Here is an 18,135-nt window from a genome sequence, read left to right as displayed (position 1 = left end):
TGATGCGACTTAAATTTTCAATTTTAATTTGTTTCACCGTTTTTCTGGTCCCCCTAGGGTTGGCCCAGACGATCCCAGCCGGCAATCCTGTACTGGAGGAGGCCTTGAGAAGGAAGCAGGTTTTTGGTGAATACGATACCGATGTTTCATTTTTGCACCGGCCGATCCAACTGAATCATTTGGCAAAAAAGGATTCAGTACCTTATTGGCAATATTTTGAATTGAAGAACAACACACTATCTGAAAAGGTAAAACCCCAAAAAAAATATTTTAATGTACTTCCACTTCAGAATACCACCGTTTACAATGCCAACAGACCTTACGGTTGGGGGAATGGTGCTTTGGGAGCGGGAGTTGGGTTTCAAAATATGGTTTCTGGAGGAATTGAAGGGCGCTTTCATTTTTTAAGATTTCAATTTAAACCCGAGTGGATAACTGCCCAAAATAAAGCCTATGAGGGGTTTGGAGCCGATTTTTCTGACAATGTTTTGTTTGCAAGGTTTAGATTTTGGAATTTCGGGGACAATCCGGAAAGGTTTACGGAAGAATACAACTCATTTTTGACTTGGGGGCAATCTAATCTGAGTCTTGTATTGGGGCCTGTGGATTTGGGAGTTTCCAATGAGAATATTTGGTGGGGTCCTGGGCAGTTCAATGGATTGATCTTCAGTAACAATGCAAGGGGTTTCAAACACGTTTCTTTGAAAACCAACCGACCTGTTGATGTTTTCATCGGGAATCTTGAAGCGGAAATGATCGTGGGTAGATTGGAGAGTTCAGGTGTTGGTGCATCCCAAAACCAAAGCTTGAATCAAAGATTCTTCCTTCCATTTACGGGTGATTGGCGTTACTTGAATGGATTGTCGGTGTCTATCCAGCCAAAATTCCTACCAAAATTCTATTTTGGATTTAACCGAACGTTCCAACAGTTCAGTAAAAACAAGGGGAATTCCTTTGGGGATTATTTCCCGGTCTTTGAGGTACTCCAAAAAGAAAAACTTTTTGTCAATGACAATTCCGTCGACTATGATGGAGAAGCCCAAGACCAGCAGATTTCGGTTTTTGGAAGGTACTTGAATCCGAAGGGGAAATTTGAAATTTACTTTGAGTTTGGGAAAAGGGATCACAATTTCAATTGGAGGGAGTTTGTCCTGAACCCGGATCATGCCAGAGCTTATCTTTTGGGTTTCACGAAATTGATTCCCTTCAAAGGGCAGCCTGAAAAAATCATCCAAATAAGAGCTGAAATTACCCAGCAGCATGAATCCGTAAACAGATATGTCAGATATGCGGATTTGGGTTTCGGGAATACAAGTTGGCACACCCATTATCAAGTGAGGGGTTTTACGCATTACGGAGAGTCACTGGGAGTGGGTATAGGAACTGGCTCCAATATCCAGACTGTTGAAATTTCTTTGGTGGAAAAGCTCAATAAAAAAGGGATTGTCTTGGAAAGATTGGAAAATCAACAGGATTTTTTCTACCGTTCTTTTGCGCAGCAGGGTCAAAGAAAACCATGGATTGATCTCAGTTTAGGGTTTTTATTTGACCACCAATGGAATAATTTTATGCTGAGTTCAAAAGTCAAAATCATCAATGCCCATAATTATCAATGGAAATTGGATGCTGTCGGGAATAAAGAATTTCCCGTTGGTCAAAACAAATTATCTATATTTGCACAAACCCATCTCATTTATTTCCTGAGTAAATAATTCACTATTGAATACCCAAGCTAACATTTTTCTAAAACCATGAAAGGCATCATTCTTGCAGGAGGGTCAGGCACGCGCTTATATCCCATTACCAAAGGTACATCCAAACAATTACTGGCGATTTACGATAAGCCAATGATTTATTACCCCTTGTCGGTTTTGATGCTGGCAGGTATTAAGGACATTTTGATTATCAGTACACCCCATGATCTCCCCAATTTTAAAACGCTGTTGGGTGATGGGAGTGATTTGGGAATTCGGTTTTCGTATGCTGAGCAACCCAGTCCCGATGGATTGGCGCAAGCTTTTCTTATAGGGGAAGAATTCATTGGACAGGACGATGTGTGTCTGGTATTGGGTGACAATATCTTTTATGGACACGGCTTCACCAGCTTGCTAAAAAAATCACTACAGACGGTAGAGAATGAATCAAAAGCCACAGTATTTGGATATTATGTCCAAGATCCACAGCGATATGGAGTGGTTGAATTTGAAAAAGATGGGACGGTGGTCAGTATTGAGGAAAAGCCCCTTGATCCAAAAAGCAATTACGCCGTTATTGGTTTGTATTTTTACCCCAATTCGGTAATAGAGATAGCCAAGAACATCAAGCCAAGTAAAAGAGGGGAGCTGGAAATCACTACTGTCAATCAGGAGTATTTGAATCAGGACAAACTTAAGGTGGAATTGATGGGTAGGGGTTACGCATGGTTGGATACAGGCACCCACGAGTCCATGTTGGAAGCCTCCAATTTTGTCCACACGATTGAGAAAAGACAAGGATTGAAAGTGGCTTGTTTGGAAGAAATCGCCTTTGAAATGGGGTATATCTCGTCTGAGGAATTATTGAAATTGGCCGAACCACTGAAGAAAAATGAATACGGCCAGTATCTTATCAAAAAAGCATTAGCAGTAAAAAAATGAAAATATTGATTACGGGTTCCAAAAGTCAAATAGGAAAGGAATTGTCCCAAAGGGCATTAAATTTTCCGGATTGGGATTGGAAGTTTATGTCAAAAAAGGAATTGGACATTACGGATGAATCTAAAGTAAAACAGATTTTAGAGGAATTCCAACCTGATTTCATCATCAATTGTGCCGCATATACTGCGGTTGACAAAGCTGAGGATGCTACTGAAATTGCCTATAAAGTAAATTCAGAGGGTCCTAAATGGCTAAGTGCCCATTTGGGAAATGGGTTTTTGATTCACATTTCCACAGATTTCGTTTTTGATGGAAACTCACCAATTGCTTATCAAGAAGAAGATGGAACCTCTCCACTGGGTGTTTACGGACATTCAAAATTAAAAGGGGAAAAAGAGATTCAAGATAAAGCAAATCGATATGCCATCATCAGGACCTCTTGGCTCTATGGTGAATATGGCCAGAACTTTTTGAAGACCATGTTGGACTTATCCAAAAAAACAAATACAATCTCTGTTGTCACGGATCAAATTGGAACACCCACATTTACCGGGGACTTGGCTCAATGTCTGATTGATATAGTCCTTAAAAATGGAATAACGAATGGCACCTATCATTTTAGCAATGAAGGGGTGGCGTCTTGGTACGATTTTGCACAGTCCATTTTTGAATATGCTGGAAAAAATCTGGAACTAAAGCCCATAAAAGCTTATGAATACCCAACACAAGCCAAAAGACCACACTTCAGTGTTTTGGACAAGTCCAAGATAAAAAATGAATTGGGATTCAAAATCCCACATTGGAGAGAAAGCCTTAAAAAAGTAGTGGTAGACATCTCATAGATTTATGAGTGGGGTAGGGTCCGATGTTTAAAAAACGTAATCAAGATCTAAATAGAACCATTTAAAATTTAAAACATAAAAATCTATTGGTCAAGGGCTTAATTGTAAAAAGCACACCCCTTAAATGGGCTGGGAATTTGAAAATAAAGTGATCTTTTGGCTCAAAATTAAAAACGAGTAATATTTGTACTCAATTCTGAATTTTACCGACAGATTTCAAAAAATAACGAAGTCCTCAAAATTCCATTTTGGGGTAAAAACAGCCAGGAATTAGATTGAGGTAGGATTTTCTCAGGATGAAAATGTCCTGTTCGGAAACGTTTTTTAAATCGGCTAGGTCCTAAATGGGACTGAAAGAGCGAAGCTGAAAAATTATTGTCAAAAAAATCATAAAACATTTTATATGAGTGCACCACTAATATCACTGGAGAAATCAAAAATTGCCGTAATTGGCTTGGGTTACGTAGGTCTTCCACTGGCCGTTGAATTTGCAAAAAAATACCATACTGTTGGTTTTGACATCGCCAAAAAAAGGGTGGCAGAATTGAAGAACGGAAGAGATTTCACACTCGAGGTGGAAGACGAAGATCTGGAAAAGGTGTTGGTCCTTGATTTAGCAAGCTTAAATCAAAAAGGAATTGGATTGCTGCCCACTGATGATTTTTCGGATATCGAAAATTGCAATATCTATATTGTGACCGTTCCGACCCCTACTGACAAGCACAATAGGCCTATTCTTACTCCGATGTTAAAAGCTTCGGAAACCATTGGTAAATACCTCAAAAAAGGGGATGTCGTCATTTATGAATCCACCGTTTATCCTGGAGTAACAGAGGAAGAATGTGTGCCGGTTTTGGAGAATGTTTCAGGTTTGAAATTCAATGTCGATTTCTTCGCAGGATATTCCCCGGAAAGAATCAATCCAGGAGATAAGGAGCATACAGTTGCCAAAATACTCAAAGTTACTGCAGGGAGCACGCCTGAAATAGCGGATTATGTCGATGATTTATACAAATCAGTGATCACAGCGGGAACACACAAAGCCTCTTCTATTAAAGTAGCCGAAGCAGCAAAAGTTATTGAGAATTCTCAGAGGGATATCAATATTGCTTTTGTCAATGAACTGTCAAAAATCTTCAACTTGTTGGGTATTGACACCAAGGAAGTATTGGAAGCTGCAGGTACAAAATGGAATTTCCTGAACTTCAAACCTGGATTGGTGGGTGGTCATTGCATTGGCGTGGATCCATTTTATTTGGCCCAAAAAGCACAAGAAATGGGGTATCACCCAGAAATCATTCTAGCAGGCAGAAGATTAAACGACAGCATGGGCAAACATGTGGCTACAGAAGTGATCAAGCACATGATGCGCAAAGACCTGAAGGTTATAGATTCGAAGGTTTTGATTTTGGGTTTTACTTTTAAAGAGAACTGCCCGGATGTAAGAAACACCAGGGTAATTGATATCTACAAAGAATTGAGGTCTTTTGATATGGATGTTGATATTTATGATCCTTGGGCGAATGTTCAGGAAGTAAAACATGAATATGAAATTGATATCAAATCCGGGGACGATATCCCTGATCTAGAAAATTATTCTGCAATAATCCTTGCAGTATCACACAATGAATTTACAAGATTCGACATTAGAAAATCTGAAAACCAAGTTGTTTTTGATGTTAAGGGAATCCTGGAAAAAGAATTGGTTGATGCTAGGCTTTAATTGCTCCTAAAGAGGTTGTATCACTAAATTATGTACAGAGTTTTTATAAAGAGACTGATCGACTTTGTGGTTTCACTGCTTATGTTGATTGTTCTCTGTCCCGTGATCTTGATTGTTTTTATCTTTCTTTCCATTGCCAATAGTGGGAATGTTTTTTTTGTTCAGAACAGACCGGGTCAAGGAGAGAAAATCATCCGGATTATTAAATTCAAAACAATGAATGATAAAAAAGATGAAAAAGGACATTTGCTTCCCGATGCTGAAAGACTGACGGCTGTAGGGAAATTCGTGAGGTCTACGTCATTGGATGAATTGCCTCAGTTATTCAATGTACTAAAAGGAGATATGAGCTTAATAGGACCCCGTCCTTTGCTTGTTAAATACCTTCCCCTTTATAATGACTTCCAAAAAAGAAGACATGAAGTAAAGCCAGGAATTACAGGTTGGGCTCAAATCAACGGTAGGAATATGATATCGTGGCAGAAAAAATTTGAATTGGATGTTTGGTATGTCGACAATCTGAGTTTCATTCTTGATTTAAAAATTATTGGCTTGACAATCAAGAAGGTGTTTTTCAGGGAAGGAATTTCAGGAGAAGGCTCTTCGACAGTTGAAGCATTTAAGGGCAATTCATTAAACAATTAATTATTATGGAAGAAAAATTTTTGGAAATTATAGCAGACGCTTTGGAAGTATCAGTTGAAGAACTTTCTCTTGGATTGAATTTTAAGGAGCTTGATGAATGGGATTCACTTTCCCAATTGACTTTAATCGCAGAACTTGATGAGAATTTTGGTGTAACTATTCCAACAAGTAGTTTTAATCAAATCACTACGCTTCAGGAATTATTCGATTACGTAAATAAAAATCAATAACGTATTCTATGGCATTTCTAAGCTACGATAAAGTAGGTATAGTAGGTCTTGCGGCAGCAGTACCGAAAAATATAATCATCAACAGGAAGTACACCAAATATTTCCCGGAAAAAGATGTAGGCGAGATCGTAGAGAAGACGGGGATTGAAGAACGTAGATTTGCCGAGCCAGGAACATGCTCATCTGACTTGGCTTTTGCGGCTGCGGAGAGATTGATCAGTGATTTGAAAATCAACAAAGAGGAAATAGATCTTTTAGTTTTTATTTCACAAACACCGGATTATAAGATGCCTGCCACCTCCGTAATCTTGCAGGACAGATTGGGCTTGGGAAAATCTACAATGGCTTTTGATATAAGTCTCGGTTGTTCGGCTTTCGTTTATGGTTTGTCTGTAGTTTTTGGGCTGGTACAAGGAGGTCAAATCAGAAAAGCCCTGCTTCTGGTCGGAGAGACCAGGTCACGCGTCTATCATCCCAAAGATAGAAAAACAGCTTTTTTGTTTGGGGATGGTGGGGTAGCCGCTTTGATAGAGAAAAAAGACACTTTCACAAAATCGTTTTTTTCCCTCAATTCTGATGGATCAAGAGAGGATTTGATCAAAATAAAAGGTGGAGGAAGCAGACATCCAAGCTCACCGGATACCATAAAGGAAAAAATAATCGATGAACATGGTAACATATCCAGCGATGAACATGGGACTATGGATGGCCCCGAAGTGTTTAATTTTGTGATAAAGGAGATCCCAAAAGATATCAAACAGATTCTGGAAGCATCTGATAATACCAAAGATGTAATAGATTATTTTGTTTTTCATCAAGCCAATTCTTTCATGAATGGGTATTTGGGCAAAAAACTTAAACTGCCTGAGGAAAAAGTACCTTCATGTATTGAGTTTTTCGGAAACACATCTTCTGTTTCCATACCGCTGACGATAGTATCTCAATTGAGAGGTAAAATTGAAGGGAACAAAAAAATATTGCTTTCTGGCTTTGGAGTCGGGATGTCATGGGCAACTGCCGTTCTTGAAACAGGAGATATGCATATTTCGGAATTGGTTGAAATTTAATTCTTTAAGAAAATGAGTACGCTTTTCGACCTTACTGGAAAAACAATAATAATTACGGGTGCTTCTTCGGGGATAGGTCAGACATGTGCCAAAGTACTCTCAGGTCATGGCGCTAAATTAATTCTGCATGGAACGGATGTCAAAAGGTTAAATGAAACCAAGGCGATGTGTGCCGATTCAGAAAAGCATGTCATAATTTCCATGAATTTTTTAGATGAACCAGAGAAGGATGAAGCTGCATTCGATGTGATTCTCAAGGAACATGCACCCGTTTACGGATTGATTTATGCCGCGGGTGTTTCTCCTACACTCCCATTTAAAGTCTTGAAAAAGAAACAAATATTAGAGGCTTTTCAGATAAATTTGTTTTCTGCAATTGATTTGATTCAAAGGATATTAAAACGAGGTGTCCGGTCAGAAAATGGAATGAGTATTGTCTTGATTTCTTCAGTTTTGAGTGAAACAGGAGAAAGGGGGAAATCACTGTATGGCATGACCAAATCTGCATTGGTTGCTCTTGTAAAAAGCTTGGCTTTGGAATATGCCGATAATCAAATCCGCTTCAATGCCATTTCCCCAGGGGTGATTAATACCCCGCTTTCAAACAAATCCCTGTACAGGCAGAACGAAGAATCGATGAAAGTCGTTAGTCAACAGCATCCTCTTGGCTTAGGAGAAACTGAAGACGTTGCAAATGCGGCTTTGTATTTAATTTCAGATGCCTCAAAATGGGTAACTGGTACCAACATGATTGTTGATGGTGGCTATCTTTCCAGATAGGTTAATTCATATTGTTTTCGAATCATTTATTTAAATTAAATTTTGATGACTGGAGATATAAAAGATGTTATTATTATAGGTACCGGAGGTCATTCTGCAGAACTTGATGATTATATCTACTTTGACAATGAAAAAAGAGGGTCTATAAATAAATTACATGTCAAGGGCTTTTTGGATGATGATGTCTCCAAGTACCATGCATATAAATTATCTGCTCCTTTTTTAGGGACCATTTCAGCGCATAAAGTCGATCATAAATGCTGCTACTTAATCGGAATTGCAAATCTTCAGTTTAGAAAAAGCATTATAGAGAGATTTCTCATTGAAGGTGCTGAATTCATTTCCTTTGTTCATCCTGATGCTTATATCTCGAGAAGCGCTAAAATTGGAATAGGGGTTGTTATTGCTCCTAATGTGACCTTAGGTCCAAACACAGAGATTGGAGATTTTACCATGGTCAACAGTAGATGCAGTATTGGACATGACAGCAAAGTGGGGAAATACAATTTTTTAAGCCCAAATGTGTGTCTTTCAGGAAATACCATTGTGGGTGATGAAAATATGTTTGGGATCAATGCAGCCACGATCCCTGCTATTGAAATTGGCAATCGAAATAAAATAATGGCAGGGATGACGATTTCGCAGTCGGTAAAGGATGATGAGGTGGTTTTTTACAGATTCAAAGAAAGAATAATTGCCATCCAAAAGTGAATATCTATTCGGGAATAGATATTGAAGATACCGGTAGATTTAAAAGACTTTATTTCTTAAAACCTTATTTACTTCAAAAATTATTTCAAGAAGAAGAATGGAGTTTTGCCATCCAAAAGCCAAAGCCATGGGAAACTCTTGCGGGAATCTGGTGTGGCAAAGAAGCAGCCGTAAAAGCACTTAATTCTTTGGTAAAACTTGATGTTCATTCCATCACAATCAAACATCTAAAGGATGGGTCACCCTTTGTGTATTTTTCTTCCTATCCATCAAGCAGTAAGCCGACACTGAAACTTAGTTTAAGTATTAGTCATACTAAAACCATTTCTGTTGCAACTGTTCAGGTACTGGAATTAAGCGCTGACTAAGCTTGTTTTTTTATTTCGGTATATTCCAAGTTTAACCCGAAATAGGCAACAGCTTACCTAATGGGGTTGAAACCCCATGAAAATCAGACCAATTAGAAAATGAGGCATATCACCGATTTGGTGAAGTCAAAAAAAATTACCCAACTGACAGATTATCAATAAATTTCAAGTTGGATTATAAATGATAACGCATTACACGGGTTTAAATAATAAATATGTCTGAATATAAGCGAATATGGCTATCTCCACCACATATGGGGGGTAAGGAGCAAGTTTATGTTGACGAAGCATTTGCAGGAAACTGGATCGCTCCAATTGGTGAAAACATCAATCAGTTCGAAAAAGAAATTGAGAGTTTTTCCGATTGTGGTCATGCCGCTGCTTTATCTTCTGGGACAGCAGCCATCCATTTGGCACTTATTCTTTTAGGGGTGAAAAGAGGGGATTATGTGATATGCCAATCACTGACATTCTGTGCCTCTGCCAACCCGATTATGTACTTAGGAGCAATCCCGATATTTGTGGACAGTGAACCTGATACTTGGAATATGTGTCCAGTTGCTCTTGAAAATGCCATAGCCGCATGTATGGATGGCACAGTCGCAAAAAATCATCCATCATTAATGCCCAACAATGAAAAACAAAAACCAAAGGCGATAATACCTGTCCATCTCTATGGCATGCCAGCCAAGATGGAAGAACTAATGGATGTAGCCTCCAAATACAATATTCCAATTGTAGAGGATGCTGCAGAGGCGATTGGTTCCACATTAAATGGTAAAGCTTGTGGTACATTTGGTCAATACGGTGTTTACTCATTTAATGGAAATAAAATCATCACCTCTTCAGGTGGAGGTGCTTTGGTCTCCATTGAGAAAGAAAACATAGACAGAGCAAAGTTTTTGGCAACCCAAGCGAGGGATGATGCTCCTCATTACCAACATTCAGTCATTGGTTATAATTACCGATTAAGCAATGTTTCAGCTGGTATAGGGAGAGGGCAAATGGAAGTATTGCCTGAAAGGGTCAAGCAACGCCGTGCAAATTTTGAGTTTTATAAAAATAGCTTTTCCCATCTGCCAGGAATTTCGTTTTTACATGAAGGAGAAAAAGTCTACAGTAATTATTGGTTGACTTGTATGCTCATTGACCCCAAGTTGACCAACGGAATTGATAACGATAAGATCCGCAATTTTTTGGATGGACTTAATATTGAAAGCCGACCAATTTGGAAACCCATGCATTTACAACCTGTTTATGATTCATTTCCTTATTTCGGGACGGACATAGCAGAAAAGATATTTGAATTTGGGCTCTGTTTACCCAGCGGATCCAGTATGAGTGAAGATGACCGCAATCGGGTAGTGGATGCGGTACTCAGTCTTTTTTAGCGATAACACCCAAAGGAGAGACTTTAATTATTTGGAATAAGTCTCCCACCACCCAAAAAATATCCCTCTAAAAATAGCGGATTACAAATTTCACCATTTCGGATTTCCTGTCAATTTAAATCGCCAACAGCTTGGAATTAATTTTAGTATCGAATAAAGAATACACCAATTTAGTCCCTTCCATCTTTCATGTTTTCAATTCTGTGGAATTTTCAGAATTGAACAAAGATAAAGTTGATGAAATCTATTATCTTATCTTCAAAGATTCAAAAATCAGACTTTCAATGATTGTAGGGGTCAGGGATAATGAAGTCAAGAGTCCATTTTCTGCCCCTTTCGGTGGTTTTAATTATGTCAGTGAGGATATCAAACTACATCAAATCCAAGAGGCACTTTCGGCATTGGACAATTGGCTGGTAGAAAAAAAATTCCAAAAAATTACCATTGCGCTTCCACCTTTCTTTTATGACCAAAATTATTTGGCAAAACTCAGCAATTCCTTTTTTCTTGCCGGATATACACCTCAATTTCAGGACATCAATTATCAATTTCAAACTGGAAATGCTGGTGAGGATTACGAAAAGTTGATTTGGAAGAATGCTAGGAAGAATCTCAGAAAATCAAATTCATCTGATTTGGTTTTTGAAAAGCTTGAAGAAAACAATGGAGAGATTGCCTATGAGGCGATCAAGATAAATAGGCAAGAAAAAAATATCCCATTGCGCATGAGTTGGGATCAAGTAAAGGAAACTGCCAAACTGATCAAGACAGACTACTTTGTAGTAAAGTCAAAGGAATTGGTTTTGGCAGGGGCCATAGTTTTTTATGTGACTCCGGAGATCGTTCAAGTAATCTACTGGGGGGATTTGCCTGAATATTCCGAACATAAAACAATGAATTTTCTGTCTTCCAATATATTCAAATATTATAGGGAGATAGGAGTTAGATTCGTAGATATAGGCATTTCTACAGAATTTTCGGTCCCCAATCACGGTTTATGTGAATTCAAAGAAGGTATTGGGTGTGATCTGTCATTAAAATTTACCTTCGCAAAAAACTTTTCAACAAAAAATATAATTTAATGATTACTAAGGAAGCTGAAAATATTCACGGCAATTTAAAGAATTTCTATTTATCGAATGCGGCCCGTTCTTCGTTTAGTCATATTCTATCTTGTTTGTTCGAAAATGAGGACAGGAAAATTCTGATGCCCGCCTATATCGGTGAAACAAATAAAGAAGGGTCGGGAGTTTTTGACCCTGTCCGAAAGAACGGAGTCAAACATGACTTTTATAAGGTCAGAGAAGACCTTTCTGCTGATATTGAGAATATAGAAGAGTTGCTCAAATCCGGGGATTTCAAGGCTTTGTTAATCATCCATTATTTTGGTTTTGTTCAAAACGATCTGAAAAGAATCATTGAATTGTGTGATAAATATAAAGTTATTTTTATTGAAGATTGTGCCCATGCATTCCATTCCAAATTTGAGGGAAAAAATATAGGCGACTGGGGAGATGTTGCTTTCTTCTCAATTCACAAGACCATTGCAACACCTGACGGAGGTTTTTTTAGACTGAACAACGATAAAATCGGGATAAAGCCTTTGGATTTTGTCAAAGAAAAGATCGAACCTATTACATTGGATGTTTATATCAGGTCTGATTACGAGGATATTAACAATAAAAGGATAAATAATTACAAGCATTACCTTAATTTGATTCAGGGTATCAAAGGCTTTAAAATAATGTATCCCGTTTTGCCTGATGGAATAATTCCGTTGAATTTTCCGATTATTGTTGAAAATGGACTTAGAGAGAAACTCTATTTCAAGTTAATTGAAAAGGGTGTCATTACTTGTGCCCTGTATTATAGAATGATTCAAGAATTAAATGAAGAAAAATTCCCGGAATCTTATAAATTAGCATCAAGTATCTTAAACTTACCCACGCATCAGGATACTACTTTGGAAGATGTAGAAGTAGTTGTACAAGCAATTAAATCTTCCTTTGAGGAGTTATTGATAGATCTAAACCAATAATTTTTTAAAGAATTAAAAATGTTCGTTATAAATCCAGATCCCTATAGTTCACCATGTTTTAGAATTGGACCTTTTCAATCAAAAGATATTGGCTTTAATTTCAACCTACCACAATCCAGTGAGGCGGAGCATTCTTTTAACGATAAATTCAAGAATAAACCACATTATTATACCTACAATGGTAGAAGTGCCATAGGTTTGGCTTTATCGCATTATAATCTTCAGTCTGATGATTTTGTAACTATCCTCACTACTTCAGGGAATACGTATATCTCCAAATGTGTCACTGATGAAATAAGTGTTTTTTGCAATTGGAACAGGGAGATAAATGATAAAACCAAGGTTATTTTTGTGAACCATGAATTTGGATATATTTATCCAAAAATGAAGGAACTGGTGCAATTGGGTATTCCAATTATTGAAGATTGTTGCACCACGCTCTGGAGTCAGGATGAGGAGGGATTGGTTGGTCATTATGGTGATTTTGCCACGTACAGTTTCCCCAAGTTTTTTCCAATACAGATAGGAGGAATTCTTTTGGACAATAAAGGATTATTAACTCCCAACCATTATATTGAAGCAAAAACAAAGACATATATTCTGAAAGTATTGAGTCATTATGTGAAAGATCTTCCATCGATCTTAGAAAAAAGGAGGAGCGTATTTGATTTTGGAATAAAACTTTTTGAGTCTATTGGTTTGAGTGAAAGGTTTGAAAGGACATCATTGGAAGTACCTTCCGTCATGATGTTAAAAACCAATGGAATCATTACAGATTTAAACAGTTTGAAACAATTTCTGTGGGACCATGGAATACAATCAAGTATCTTTTATGGAGAGGAAGCTTTTTTTCTTCCCTGTAATCAAAATTTATCCGAAGCGGAAATGAGTTATTTTTTCGAGGTTATTTCAGCGTTTATCAGGAAACCATGATTACATCAAATATTTTATTAGGAGAGAATGTCTACATTGAAAAATCCTCTTCTGTCAATAATGTGAGGATTGGAGACAATACAAGAATTGCCTCTAGTGTCAATATTTTTGGTTCAGCCAAGGATTTGCTCGAAATAGGGGAGTCTTGTTACATAGGTCCAGGATGTACATTGGAAGGTTTTAATGCAAAAGTACAAATAGGATCAAATGTAAGTTTTGCTCAAAATATAAATCTAATGTCTGGATCTGGGCCGAATGGATCAAAAAGATTGCAGAATCTTTTCCCTCTTCAAAAAGGTGAAGTTACCATTGGAGACCACAGTTGGATAGGTGCAGGGGTCATCATTATGCCGCATGTCACTTTAGGGAAATTCTGTATTGTTGCAGCAAATAGTTTTGTCAATAAATCTTTTGATGATTTTTCGATCATAGGGGGCAATCCCGCAAAATTAATCAGAACACTCACGGCTGAAGAAATAGCAAAACTTTGAACGCGCGTACGCTTTGATTAAATAAAAAAGTCCTTCTATTTTCGAATATTTACCTTAACAAAACCCAACTAGCCTTATAAACCAATTGGTTATATTGGTTTATCCTTTGATGTCAGAAACTCAATCTTCCTACAGATCCATAATGAAAGCAACTTCTCTATTCGGAGGAGTTCAGGTTTTTAATATCGCGGTTTCCCTGATCAGGGGTAAGGCTGTTGCGCTCTTGATTGGTTCAGAGGGGATGGGACTTAATGGGCTATTCCTTTCAGGCATTAATCTCATCAAGCAACTTACTTCTTTGGGATTGGAATCCAGTGCTGTAAGAGACATGTCCGTTGCTTTTGGGGAAAATGACCCTAAAGAATTGGCCACTACTTACACAGTCTTTAGAAGATGGATTTGGTTTACGGCGTTTCTTGGAGTGATTGCTTCCATTTTATTTGCGCCTCTATTGAGTAGTTTTGCTTTTGGAACCAGAGAATACACAAGTGCCTTCATGTGGCTGTCTATTGTGTTTATTTTTGGCGCACTCACTGGGGGGATTTATACCATTCTTAGAGCGACCCGCAAAGTCAAATATTTGGCACAAGCCAATATCTACGGAGCGGTTTCCGGCTTGTTGGTTACGCTTCCCATCTTGTATGTTTGGGGAGTTGATGGGGTAATGCCCTCTATTGTGGTGGCTTCTTTGGCTACCTATCTCATAAGCCTTTACTTCAGAAAAAAGGTAAATATCGAGGTAATAAACGTTACCCTAAGGGAAACATTTCAACTGGGCAAACCAATGGTTGTGATGGGAGTAAATATGTCCCTTGGCTCTTTGATGGGCGTTGGAAGCACCTTTGCGCTCAATGCATTCATCACGAATCAGGGCTCCTTGAGTGATTTGGGCCTATATTCTGCAGGAATGTCTATCATGGGAGGCTATGTTGGAATGGTTTTTACAGCAATAGGTACAGATTATTTCCCTCGTTTATCTGGGGCCATAAATGATGAGAAAAACTGGAAACCCATTGTCAATCAACAATCAGAGTTGGTTTTGATGATATTAAATATAGTTTTGGTGATTTTGGTTGCCTCAGCTCCGATACTTATAAGAATACTCCTGAGTGCCGAATTTCTTGAAACCCAAAACTTCATCATTTTATCCTCTATTGGGGTTTTATTAAAAGGGTACGTTTGGGTGACAGGCTTTGTGATGCTGTCAAAGGGGGACAATAAGCTCTTCTTTCTCACCGAATTGTTTGCCAATTCTTTTCTATTGGTGCTGAATATTTTTCTTTATAAGGTGTATGGGATAGACGGTTTGGGCATTGCCATGATCGTAGGATATGTTTGCTTTAGTATCTTGATGTATTTCATCATGTTGAAAAAATATAATTTTAGGCTTGACACATCTACCTATTTCCTTCTTTTGACTGGGATAGTGTCCTTGGTATTAATGATTTTAGTACATTTTTATTTGAGTGAAAGTATTCAGATTTTCAGCTTAATTTTTTTATCTTTGGTTGTAATTACTTTTCAACTTTATCAATTGGATAAAAGAATCCAAATTTTTGATATTTTATCCAAGTTTTTTAAAAAATAATTTATGGATAATCAATTGGTTACTGTAGCCGTTACAACCTATAATTCCGTGGATTTTGTCATTGAGACCCTCAATAGCATTGTAAATCAAAATTACGAAAACATTGAGTTGGTTATTTCTGACGACTTTTCCGAAGACGGCACTATTGAGGTGGTCGAAGACTGGTTGAGCAATGAGACCGTGAAACGAAGGTTTTCCAGGGTGAAATTTTTAAAAGTTAAAGAAAACACAGGGATTTCCGCCAATTGCAATCGCTGTATCAGGGAGTCTTCCGCAGATTGGATAAAATTCATTGCGGGTGATGATATACTTCTACCTAACTGTATTGAATCCAATATGGATTTTGTAAGACAAAACCCGGATGCGGAAGTGGTTTTTAGTGCGATAAAAATGTTTGAGCAGACATTTGATGAGACCCATTATATTAAAACCACTCCATCTGAATATCCCTTCAATCTGATGAATCCTTCTTTTACGGCAGGGGACCAATGGAGGATACTTCTGGAAAGTGATAGAATTCATTATACCCCCTCTTATTTTTTCAAAAAGCAGACCATTATCGATGTGGGCAATTATGACGAAAAAAATACATTGGTCGAGGATTATCCAATGTGGCTTAAATTAACCAAATCAGGGGTGAAATTATCATATTTTAATGAACCAACTGTTGGGTATAGGATTTATAAGGACCTGAATGATGACACTTCGATTCCTGAAATTTTCAAACCTTCTTTAATCGCTGGCTATGATACTAGAAAAAAATTCGCGCATCCGGATCTGATTAAAATCCGGATCTATAATGAAGCTTGGAATTACAGGATTTCAAAATTCTTTGTGGAAAATGGCATGAATAAAAGTGTTTCTTTCTATCCATTTTTGTACAGAGCGATGACTGTTTACTTGAATCCTTTCTTTTATATGGATGCTGTTTACAGAAGAATCTTTCATTCTTTGATAAAAAAAACCCACAACTAAATTATAACATTTAATCAAAATATTTTGCTATACTTTTTAAAAATTGTTTTAAGGTTCTTGTCTAGGGTGCATAGGAAGCTTGTCTATAGAAACAGCATTTCGAAACCTTTTATAATTGAACTTTTTGGGGTTCCTGCCAGTGGGAAATCAAGTTTTAAAAGAATTATTCTTTTAAAACTGAAACTGTTCGATGTGGATAGATTGAATTTTAAAATGATGTTGTCGGATCCACCTTTGGTTGATTTGGACTACAGCCTTATCAATACTTATTATTTCAATAATGAGTTAAAAGGGGAAAATGATATAAGATTCAAGATTAAAAAAATGGATTTTTTTAATCAAAAAATACAGGAAGACAGAATGACATTGTCATACGGAAAAAACACCGTAAATGACGAAGGTCTATTTCATCATTTCTATGATTTCTGGATTGACCTAGGGATAAACAAGCCCAATGAATTCAAGAAGTTTATTTCCAATAGGATATTTATATATGTCTATGCTGATAATGAAACCATTTGTCAAAATATTAAAAAAAGATCTGTAAAGTTCAATTATACATGGGATGGCCATCTGGGAAAATCAGATCAGGAAATCAACGAATTGAATGAGGAATTAAATGTCAAATTCAGGAGGTTAAAATCCCTAATCAATGAAAATGGCGGAAAATGTATCGAAGTGGATACCAAAACTCCCTTAGAACAGTATACCAATTCAATCCATTTATTTATTAAGGGAACAAAATGAAGCTTAAATATCCACCCGTAACCTGTCCCGTTCTCTCCTATAATGCAGAGTCCTTTATCGTCGAAACCTTCGAAAGTATTTATAATCTGAATTATGATGAAATCGAACTGATATTTTCTGATGACTATTCTACAGATAAAACTGTGGAGATAGCCACAGAATGGCTTTCACAGGACAGGGTAAAAGATCGTTTTGTGAATGTGCAGATTCTACGGGTAGAAAAAAACCATGGCGTTTCAGCCAATATGAATCGAAGTATAAAGGCCTCAACGTTTGATTGGATCAAAATCATTGCCGCTGACGACATTTTATTGCCCGATTGCCTGAAGGATAATTTTGATTTTATCCATGAAAATCCTGATGCAAAAGTAATTTTCAGTCAAGTGAAATTGTATCAGGATGTATTCAAAGAACCAAATTTCACCACTTTGATGCCGGATATATTCCCAAATAACTTGATGAAACCAGAGTTTTCAGCCAGAGATCAGTGGGAAATTTTGCTGGAAAGCGACAGAATAAACAATACTCCTTCATTCTTTTTTCACAGGGAGGTAATGGAAAAAGTAGGTTATTATGATGAAGATAATCGTTTGGTTGAAGACACCCCTATGTGGTTGAAAATGACGCAATTGGGTATCAAGCTGTATTATTTCCATAAACCGACAATCGGCTACCGGATCCACAGCATGGCAATAAATAATGTGGGGGACAGTGTCCTGATTCAACCCTCTCTTTTGAAAGGGTATGAAGTGAGGAAAAAAGTTGCCCATCCGCATTTACCTATAATAAAAGTCTGGAAAGAAAGGTCTGTGATATTTATTTCCAGACTTTTTGTAAGGTTAGGCTTAAATGAAAACACAAAAAGAAATCAATTTTTTTATAGAATCTCTACAGTTTACCTGAATCCATTTCATTATATAGAGTCCATTTCCCGTAGGCTTCATTAGATAAAGCCCCTATTTTAGCAAAT

19 protein-coding genes are annotated in these 18,135 nt (G+C 37.4%); all 19 read left to right on the top strand.

Going from position 1 to position 18,135, the window contains the following annotated elements; all coding sequences use genetic code 11:
- Positions 1 to 2 precede the first annotated feature (2 nt).
- The 19 genes from F824_RS0118695 (at position 3) to F824_RS0118605 (ending at position 18,112) form a co-directional block, all read left to right on the top strand.
- Entirely contained in the window at positions 3 to 1,712 is a 1,710-nt protein-coding gene (locus F824_RS0118695) for a capsule assembly Wzi family protein (protein WP_019599462.1), read from the top strand.
- A gap of 39 nt (positions 1,713 to 1,751) precedes the next feature.
- Positions 1,752 to 2,636, top strand: a complete 885-nt coding sequence (gene rfbA, locus F824_RS0118690) for a glucose-1-phosphate thymidylyltransferase RfbA (protein WP_019599461.1) — start codon at positions 1,752 to 1,754, stop codon at positions 2,634 to 2,636.
- Positions 2,633 to 3,478, top strand: coding sequence for a dTDP-4-dehydrorhamnose reductase (gene rfbD / locus F824_RS0118685; RefSeq protein ID WP_019599460.1), 846 nt, complete (start codon positions 2,633 to 2,635; stop codon positions 3,476 to 3,478). Before rfbA ends, rfbD begins: the two co-directional genes overlap by 4 nt.
- Before the next feature lie 403 nt (positions 3,479 to 3,881).
- Entirely contained in the window at positions 3,882 to 5,201 is a 1,320-nt protein-coding gene (locus tag F824_RS0118680; protein ID WP_019599459.1) for a nucleotide sugar dehydrogenase, read from the top strand.
- A 30-nt stretch (positions 5,202 to 5,231) separates the two neighbouring features.
- Complete coding sequence (locus F824_RS0118675; RefSeq protein WP_026333806.1) at positions 5,232 to 5,846, top strand: sugar transferase; 615 nt, start codon at positions 5,232 to 5,234, stop codon at positions 5,844 to 5,846.
- Positions 5,847 to 5,851: 5 nt separating this feature from the next.
- Positions 5,852 to 6,076 carry an acyl carrier protein gene (locus F824_RS0118670; protein WP_019599457.1) on the top strand — a complete coding sequence of 75 codons (225 nt, stop codon included), beginning with the start codon at positions 5,852 to 5,854 and terminating at the stop codon, positions 6,074 to 6,076.
- 8 nt (positions 6,077 to 6,084) lie between these two features.
- Positions 6,085 to 7,143 carry a 3-oxoacyl-ACP synthase III family protein gene (locus F824_RS0118665; protein WP_019599456.1) on the top strand — a complete coding sequence of 353 codons (1,059 nt, stop codon included), beginning with the start codon at positions 6,085 to 6,087 and terminating at the stop codon, positions 7,141 to 7,143.
- A 12-nt stretch (positions 7,144 to 7,155) separates the two neighbouring features.
- A complete protein-coding gene (locus F824_RS0118660) occupies positions 7,156 to 7,923 on the top strand; it encodes an SDR family NAD(P)-dependent oxidoreductase (RefSeq protein ID WP_019599455.1) in 768 nt (255 codons plus the stop codon).
- 45 nt (positions 7,924 to 7,968) lie between these two features.
- Positions 7,969 to 8,634: an acetyltransferase gene (locus tag F824_RS0118655; RefSeq protein ID WP_019599454.1), complete on the top strand. Its 666-nt coding sequence runs from the start codon at positions 7,969 to 7,971 to the stop codon at positions 8,632 to 8,634.
- On the top strand, positions 8,631 to 9,002 hold the full coding sequence (locus F824_RS0118650; RefSeq protein ID WP_019599453.1) for a holo-ACP synthase: 372 nt from the start codon (positions 8,631 to 8,633) through the stop codon (positions 9,000 to 9,002). The genes F824_RS0118655 and F824_RS0118650 overlap by 4 nt, the downstream gene beginning before the upstream one ends.
- Positions 9,003 to 9,217: 215 nt before the next feature.
- On the top strand, positions 9,218 to 10,393 hold the full coding sequence (locus F824_RS0118645; protein ID WP_139189716.1) for a DegT/DnrJ/EryC1/StrS family aminotransferase: 1,176 nt from the start codon (positions 9,218 to 9,220) through the stop codon (positions 10,391 to 10,393).
- Between the two features lie 131 nt (positions 10,394 to 10,524).
- Positions 10,525 to 11,475: a hypothetical protein gene (locus F824_RS0118640; protein ID WP_019599451.1), complete on the top strand. Its 951-nt coding sequence runs from the start codon at positions 10,525 to 10,527 to the stop codon at positions 11,473 to 11,475.
- Positions 11,475 to 12,431: a DegT/DnrJ/EryC1/StrS family aminotransferase gene (locus F824_RS26220; protein ID WP_019599450.1), complete on the top strand. Its 957-nt coding sequence runs from the start codon at positions 11,475 to 11,477 to the stop codon at positions 12,429 to 12,431. The genes F824_RS0118640 and F824_RS26220 overlap by 1 nt, the downstream gene beginning before the upstream one ends.
- An 18-nt stretch (positions 12,432 to 12,449) precedes the next feature.
- Positions 12,450 to 13,364 (top strand): DegT/DnrJ/EryC1/StrS family aminotransferase, encoded by a 915-nt coding sequence (locus F824_RS0118630; RefSeq protein ID WP_019599449.1) that lies wholly within the window; start codon positions 12,450 to 12,452, stop codon positions 13,362 to 13,364.
- Positions 13,361 to 13,855 carry an acyltransferase gene (locus F824_RS0118625; protein WP_019599448.1) on the top strand — a complete coding sequence of 165 codons (495 nt, stop codon included), beginning with the start codon at positions 13,361 to 13,363 and terminating at the stop codon, positions 13,853 to 13,855. Before F824_RS0118630 ends, F824_RS0118625 begins: the two co-directional genes overlap by 4 nt.
- A gap of 142 nt (positions 13,856 to 13,997) precedes the next feature.
- On the top strand, positions 13,998 to 15,443 hold the full coding sequence (locus F824_RS0118620) for an oligosaccharide flippase family protein (RefSeq protein WP_019599447.1): 1,446 nt from the start codon (positions 13,998 to 14,000) through the stop codon (positions 15,441 to 15,443).
- Between the two features lie 3 nt (positions 15,444 to 15,446).
- Positions 15,447 to 16,418 carry a glycosyltransferase family 2 protein gene (locus tag F824_RS26215; protein WP_019599446.1) on the top strand — a complete coding sequence of 324 codons (972 nt, stop codon included), beginning with the start codon at positions 15,447 to 15,449 and terminating at the stop codon, positions 16,416 to 16,418.
- Between the two features lie 192 nt (positions 16,419 to 16,610).
- Positions 16,611 to 17,165: a deoxynucleoside kinase gene (locus F824_RS0118610; RefSeq protein WP_139189718.1), complete on the top strand. Its 555-nt coding sequence runs from the start codon at positions 16,611 to 16,613 to the stop codon at positions 17,163 to 17,165.
- Positions 17,162 to 18,112: a glycosyltransferase gene (locus tag F824_RS0118605; protein ID WP_019599444.1), complete on the top strand. Its 951-nt coding sequence runs from the start codon at positions 17,162 to 17,164 to the stop codon at positions 18,110 to 18,112. Before F824_RS0118610 ends, F824_RS0118605 begins: the two co-directional genes overlap by 4 nt.
- Positions 18,113 to 18,135 lie beyond the last annotated feature (23 nt).

It is taken from the genome of Rhodonellum psychrophilum GCM71 = DSM 17998, from assembly GCF_000381545.1.
Taxonomy (GTDB): domain Bacteria; phylum Bacteroidota; class Bacteroidia; order Cytophagales; family Cyclobacteriaceae; genus Rhodonellum; species Rhodonellum psychrophilum.
Note: the sequence above shows the minus strand (reverse complement) of the source record. Positions and strands in the feature narration are given on the sequence as shown.

Excerpts from the sequence above, each read along its gene's own strand:
- F824_RS0118630 (WP_019599449.1), top strand. The coding sequence starts at position 12,450 with ATGTTCGTTATAAATCCAGATCCCTATAGTTCACCATGTTTTAGAATT.
- F824_RS0118655 (WP_019599454.1), top strand. The coding sequence starts at position 7,969 with ATGACTGGAGATATAAAAGATGTTATTATTATAGGTACCGGAGGTCAT.
- F824_RS0118680 (WP_019599459.1), top strand. The coding sequence starts at position 3,882 with ATGAGTGCACCACTAATATCACTGGAGAAATCAAAAATTGCCGTAATT.
- F824_RS0118605 (WP_019599444.1), top strand. The coding sequence starts at position 17,162 with ATGAAGCTTAAATATCCACCCGTAACCTGTCCCGTTCTCTCCTATAAT.
- F824_RS0118645 (WP_139189716.1), top strand. The coding sequence starts at position 9,218 with ATGTCTGAATATAAGCGAATATGGCTATCTCCACCACATATGGGGGGT.
- F824_RS0118660 (WP_019599455.1), top strand. The coding sequence starts at position 7,156 with ATGAGTACGCTTTTCGACCTTACTGGAAAAACAATAATAATTACGGGT.
- F824_RS26215 (WP_019599446.1), top strand. The coding sequence starts at position 15,447 with ATGGATAATCAATTGGTTACTGTAGCCGTTACAACCTATAATTCCGTG.
- F824_RS0118625 (WP_019599448.1), top strand. The coding sequence starts at position 13,361 with ATGATTACATCAAATATTTTATTAGGAGAGAATGTCTACATTGAAAAA.
- rfbA (WP_019599461.1), top strand. The coding sequence starts at position 1,752 with ATGAAAGGCATCATTCTTGCAGGAGGGTCAGGCACGCGCTTATATCCC.
- F824_RS0118665 (WP_019599456.1), top strand. The coding sequence starts at position 6,085 with ATGGCATTTCTAAGCTACGATAAAGTAGGTATAGTAGGTCTTGCGGCA.
- F824_RS26220 (WP_019599450.1), top strand. The coding sequence starts at position 11,475 with ATGATTACTAAGGAAGCTGAAAATATTCACGGCAATTTAAAGAATTTC.
- F824_RS0118695 (WP_019599462.1), top strand. The coding sequence starts at position 3 with ATGCGACTTAAATTTTCAATTTTAATTTGTTTCACCGTTTTTCTGGTC.
- F824_RS0118620 (WP_019599447.1), top strand. The coding sequence starts at position 13,998 with ATGAAAGCAACTTCTCTATTCGGAGGAGTTCAGGTTTTTAATATCGCG.
- F824_RS0118675 (WP_026333806.1), top strand. The coding sequence starts at position 5,232 with ATGTACAGAGTTTTTATAAAGAGACTGATCGACTTTGTGGTTTCACTG.
- F824_RS0118670 (WP_019599457.1), top strand. The coding sequence starts at position 5,852 with ATGGAAGAAAAATTTTTGGAAATTATAGCAGACGCTTTGGAAGTATCA.
- rfbD (WP_019599460.1), top strand. The coding sequence starts at position 2,633 with ATGAAAATATTGATTACGGGTTCCAAAAGTCAAATAGGAAAGGAATTG.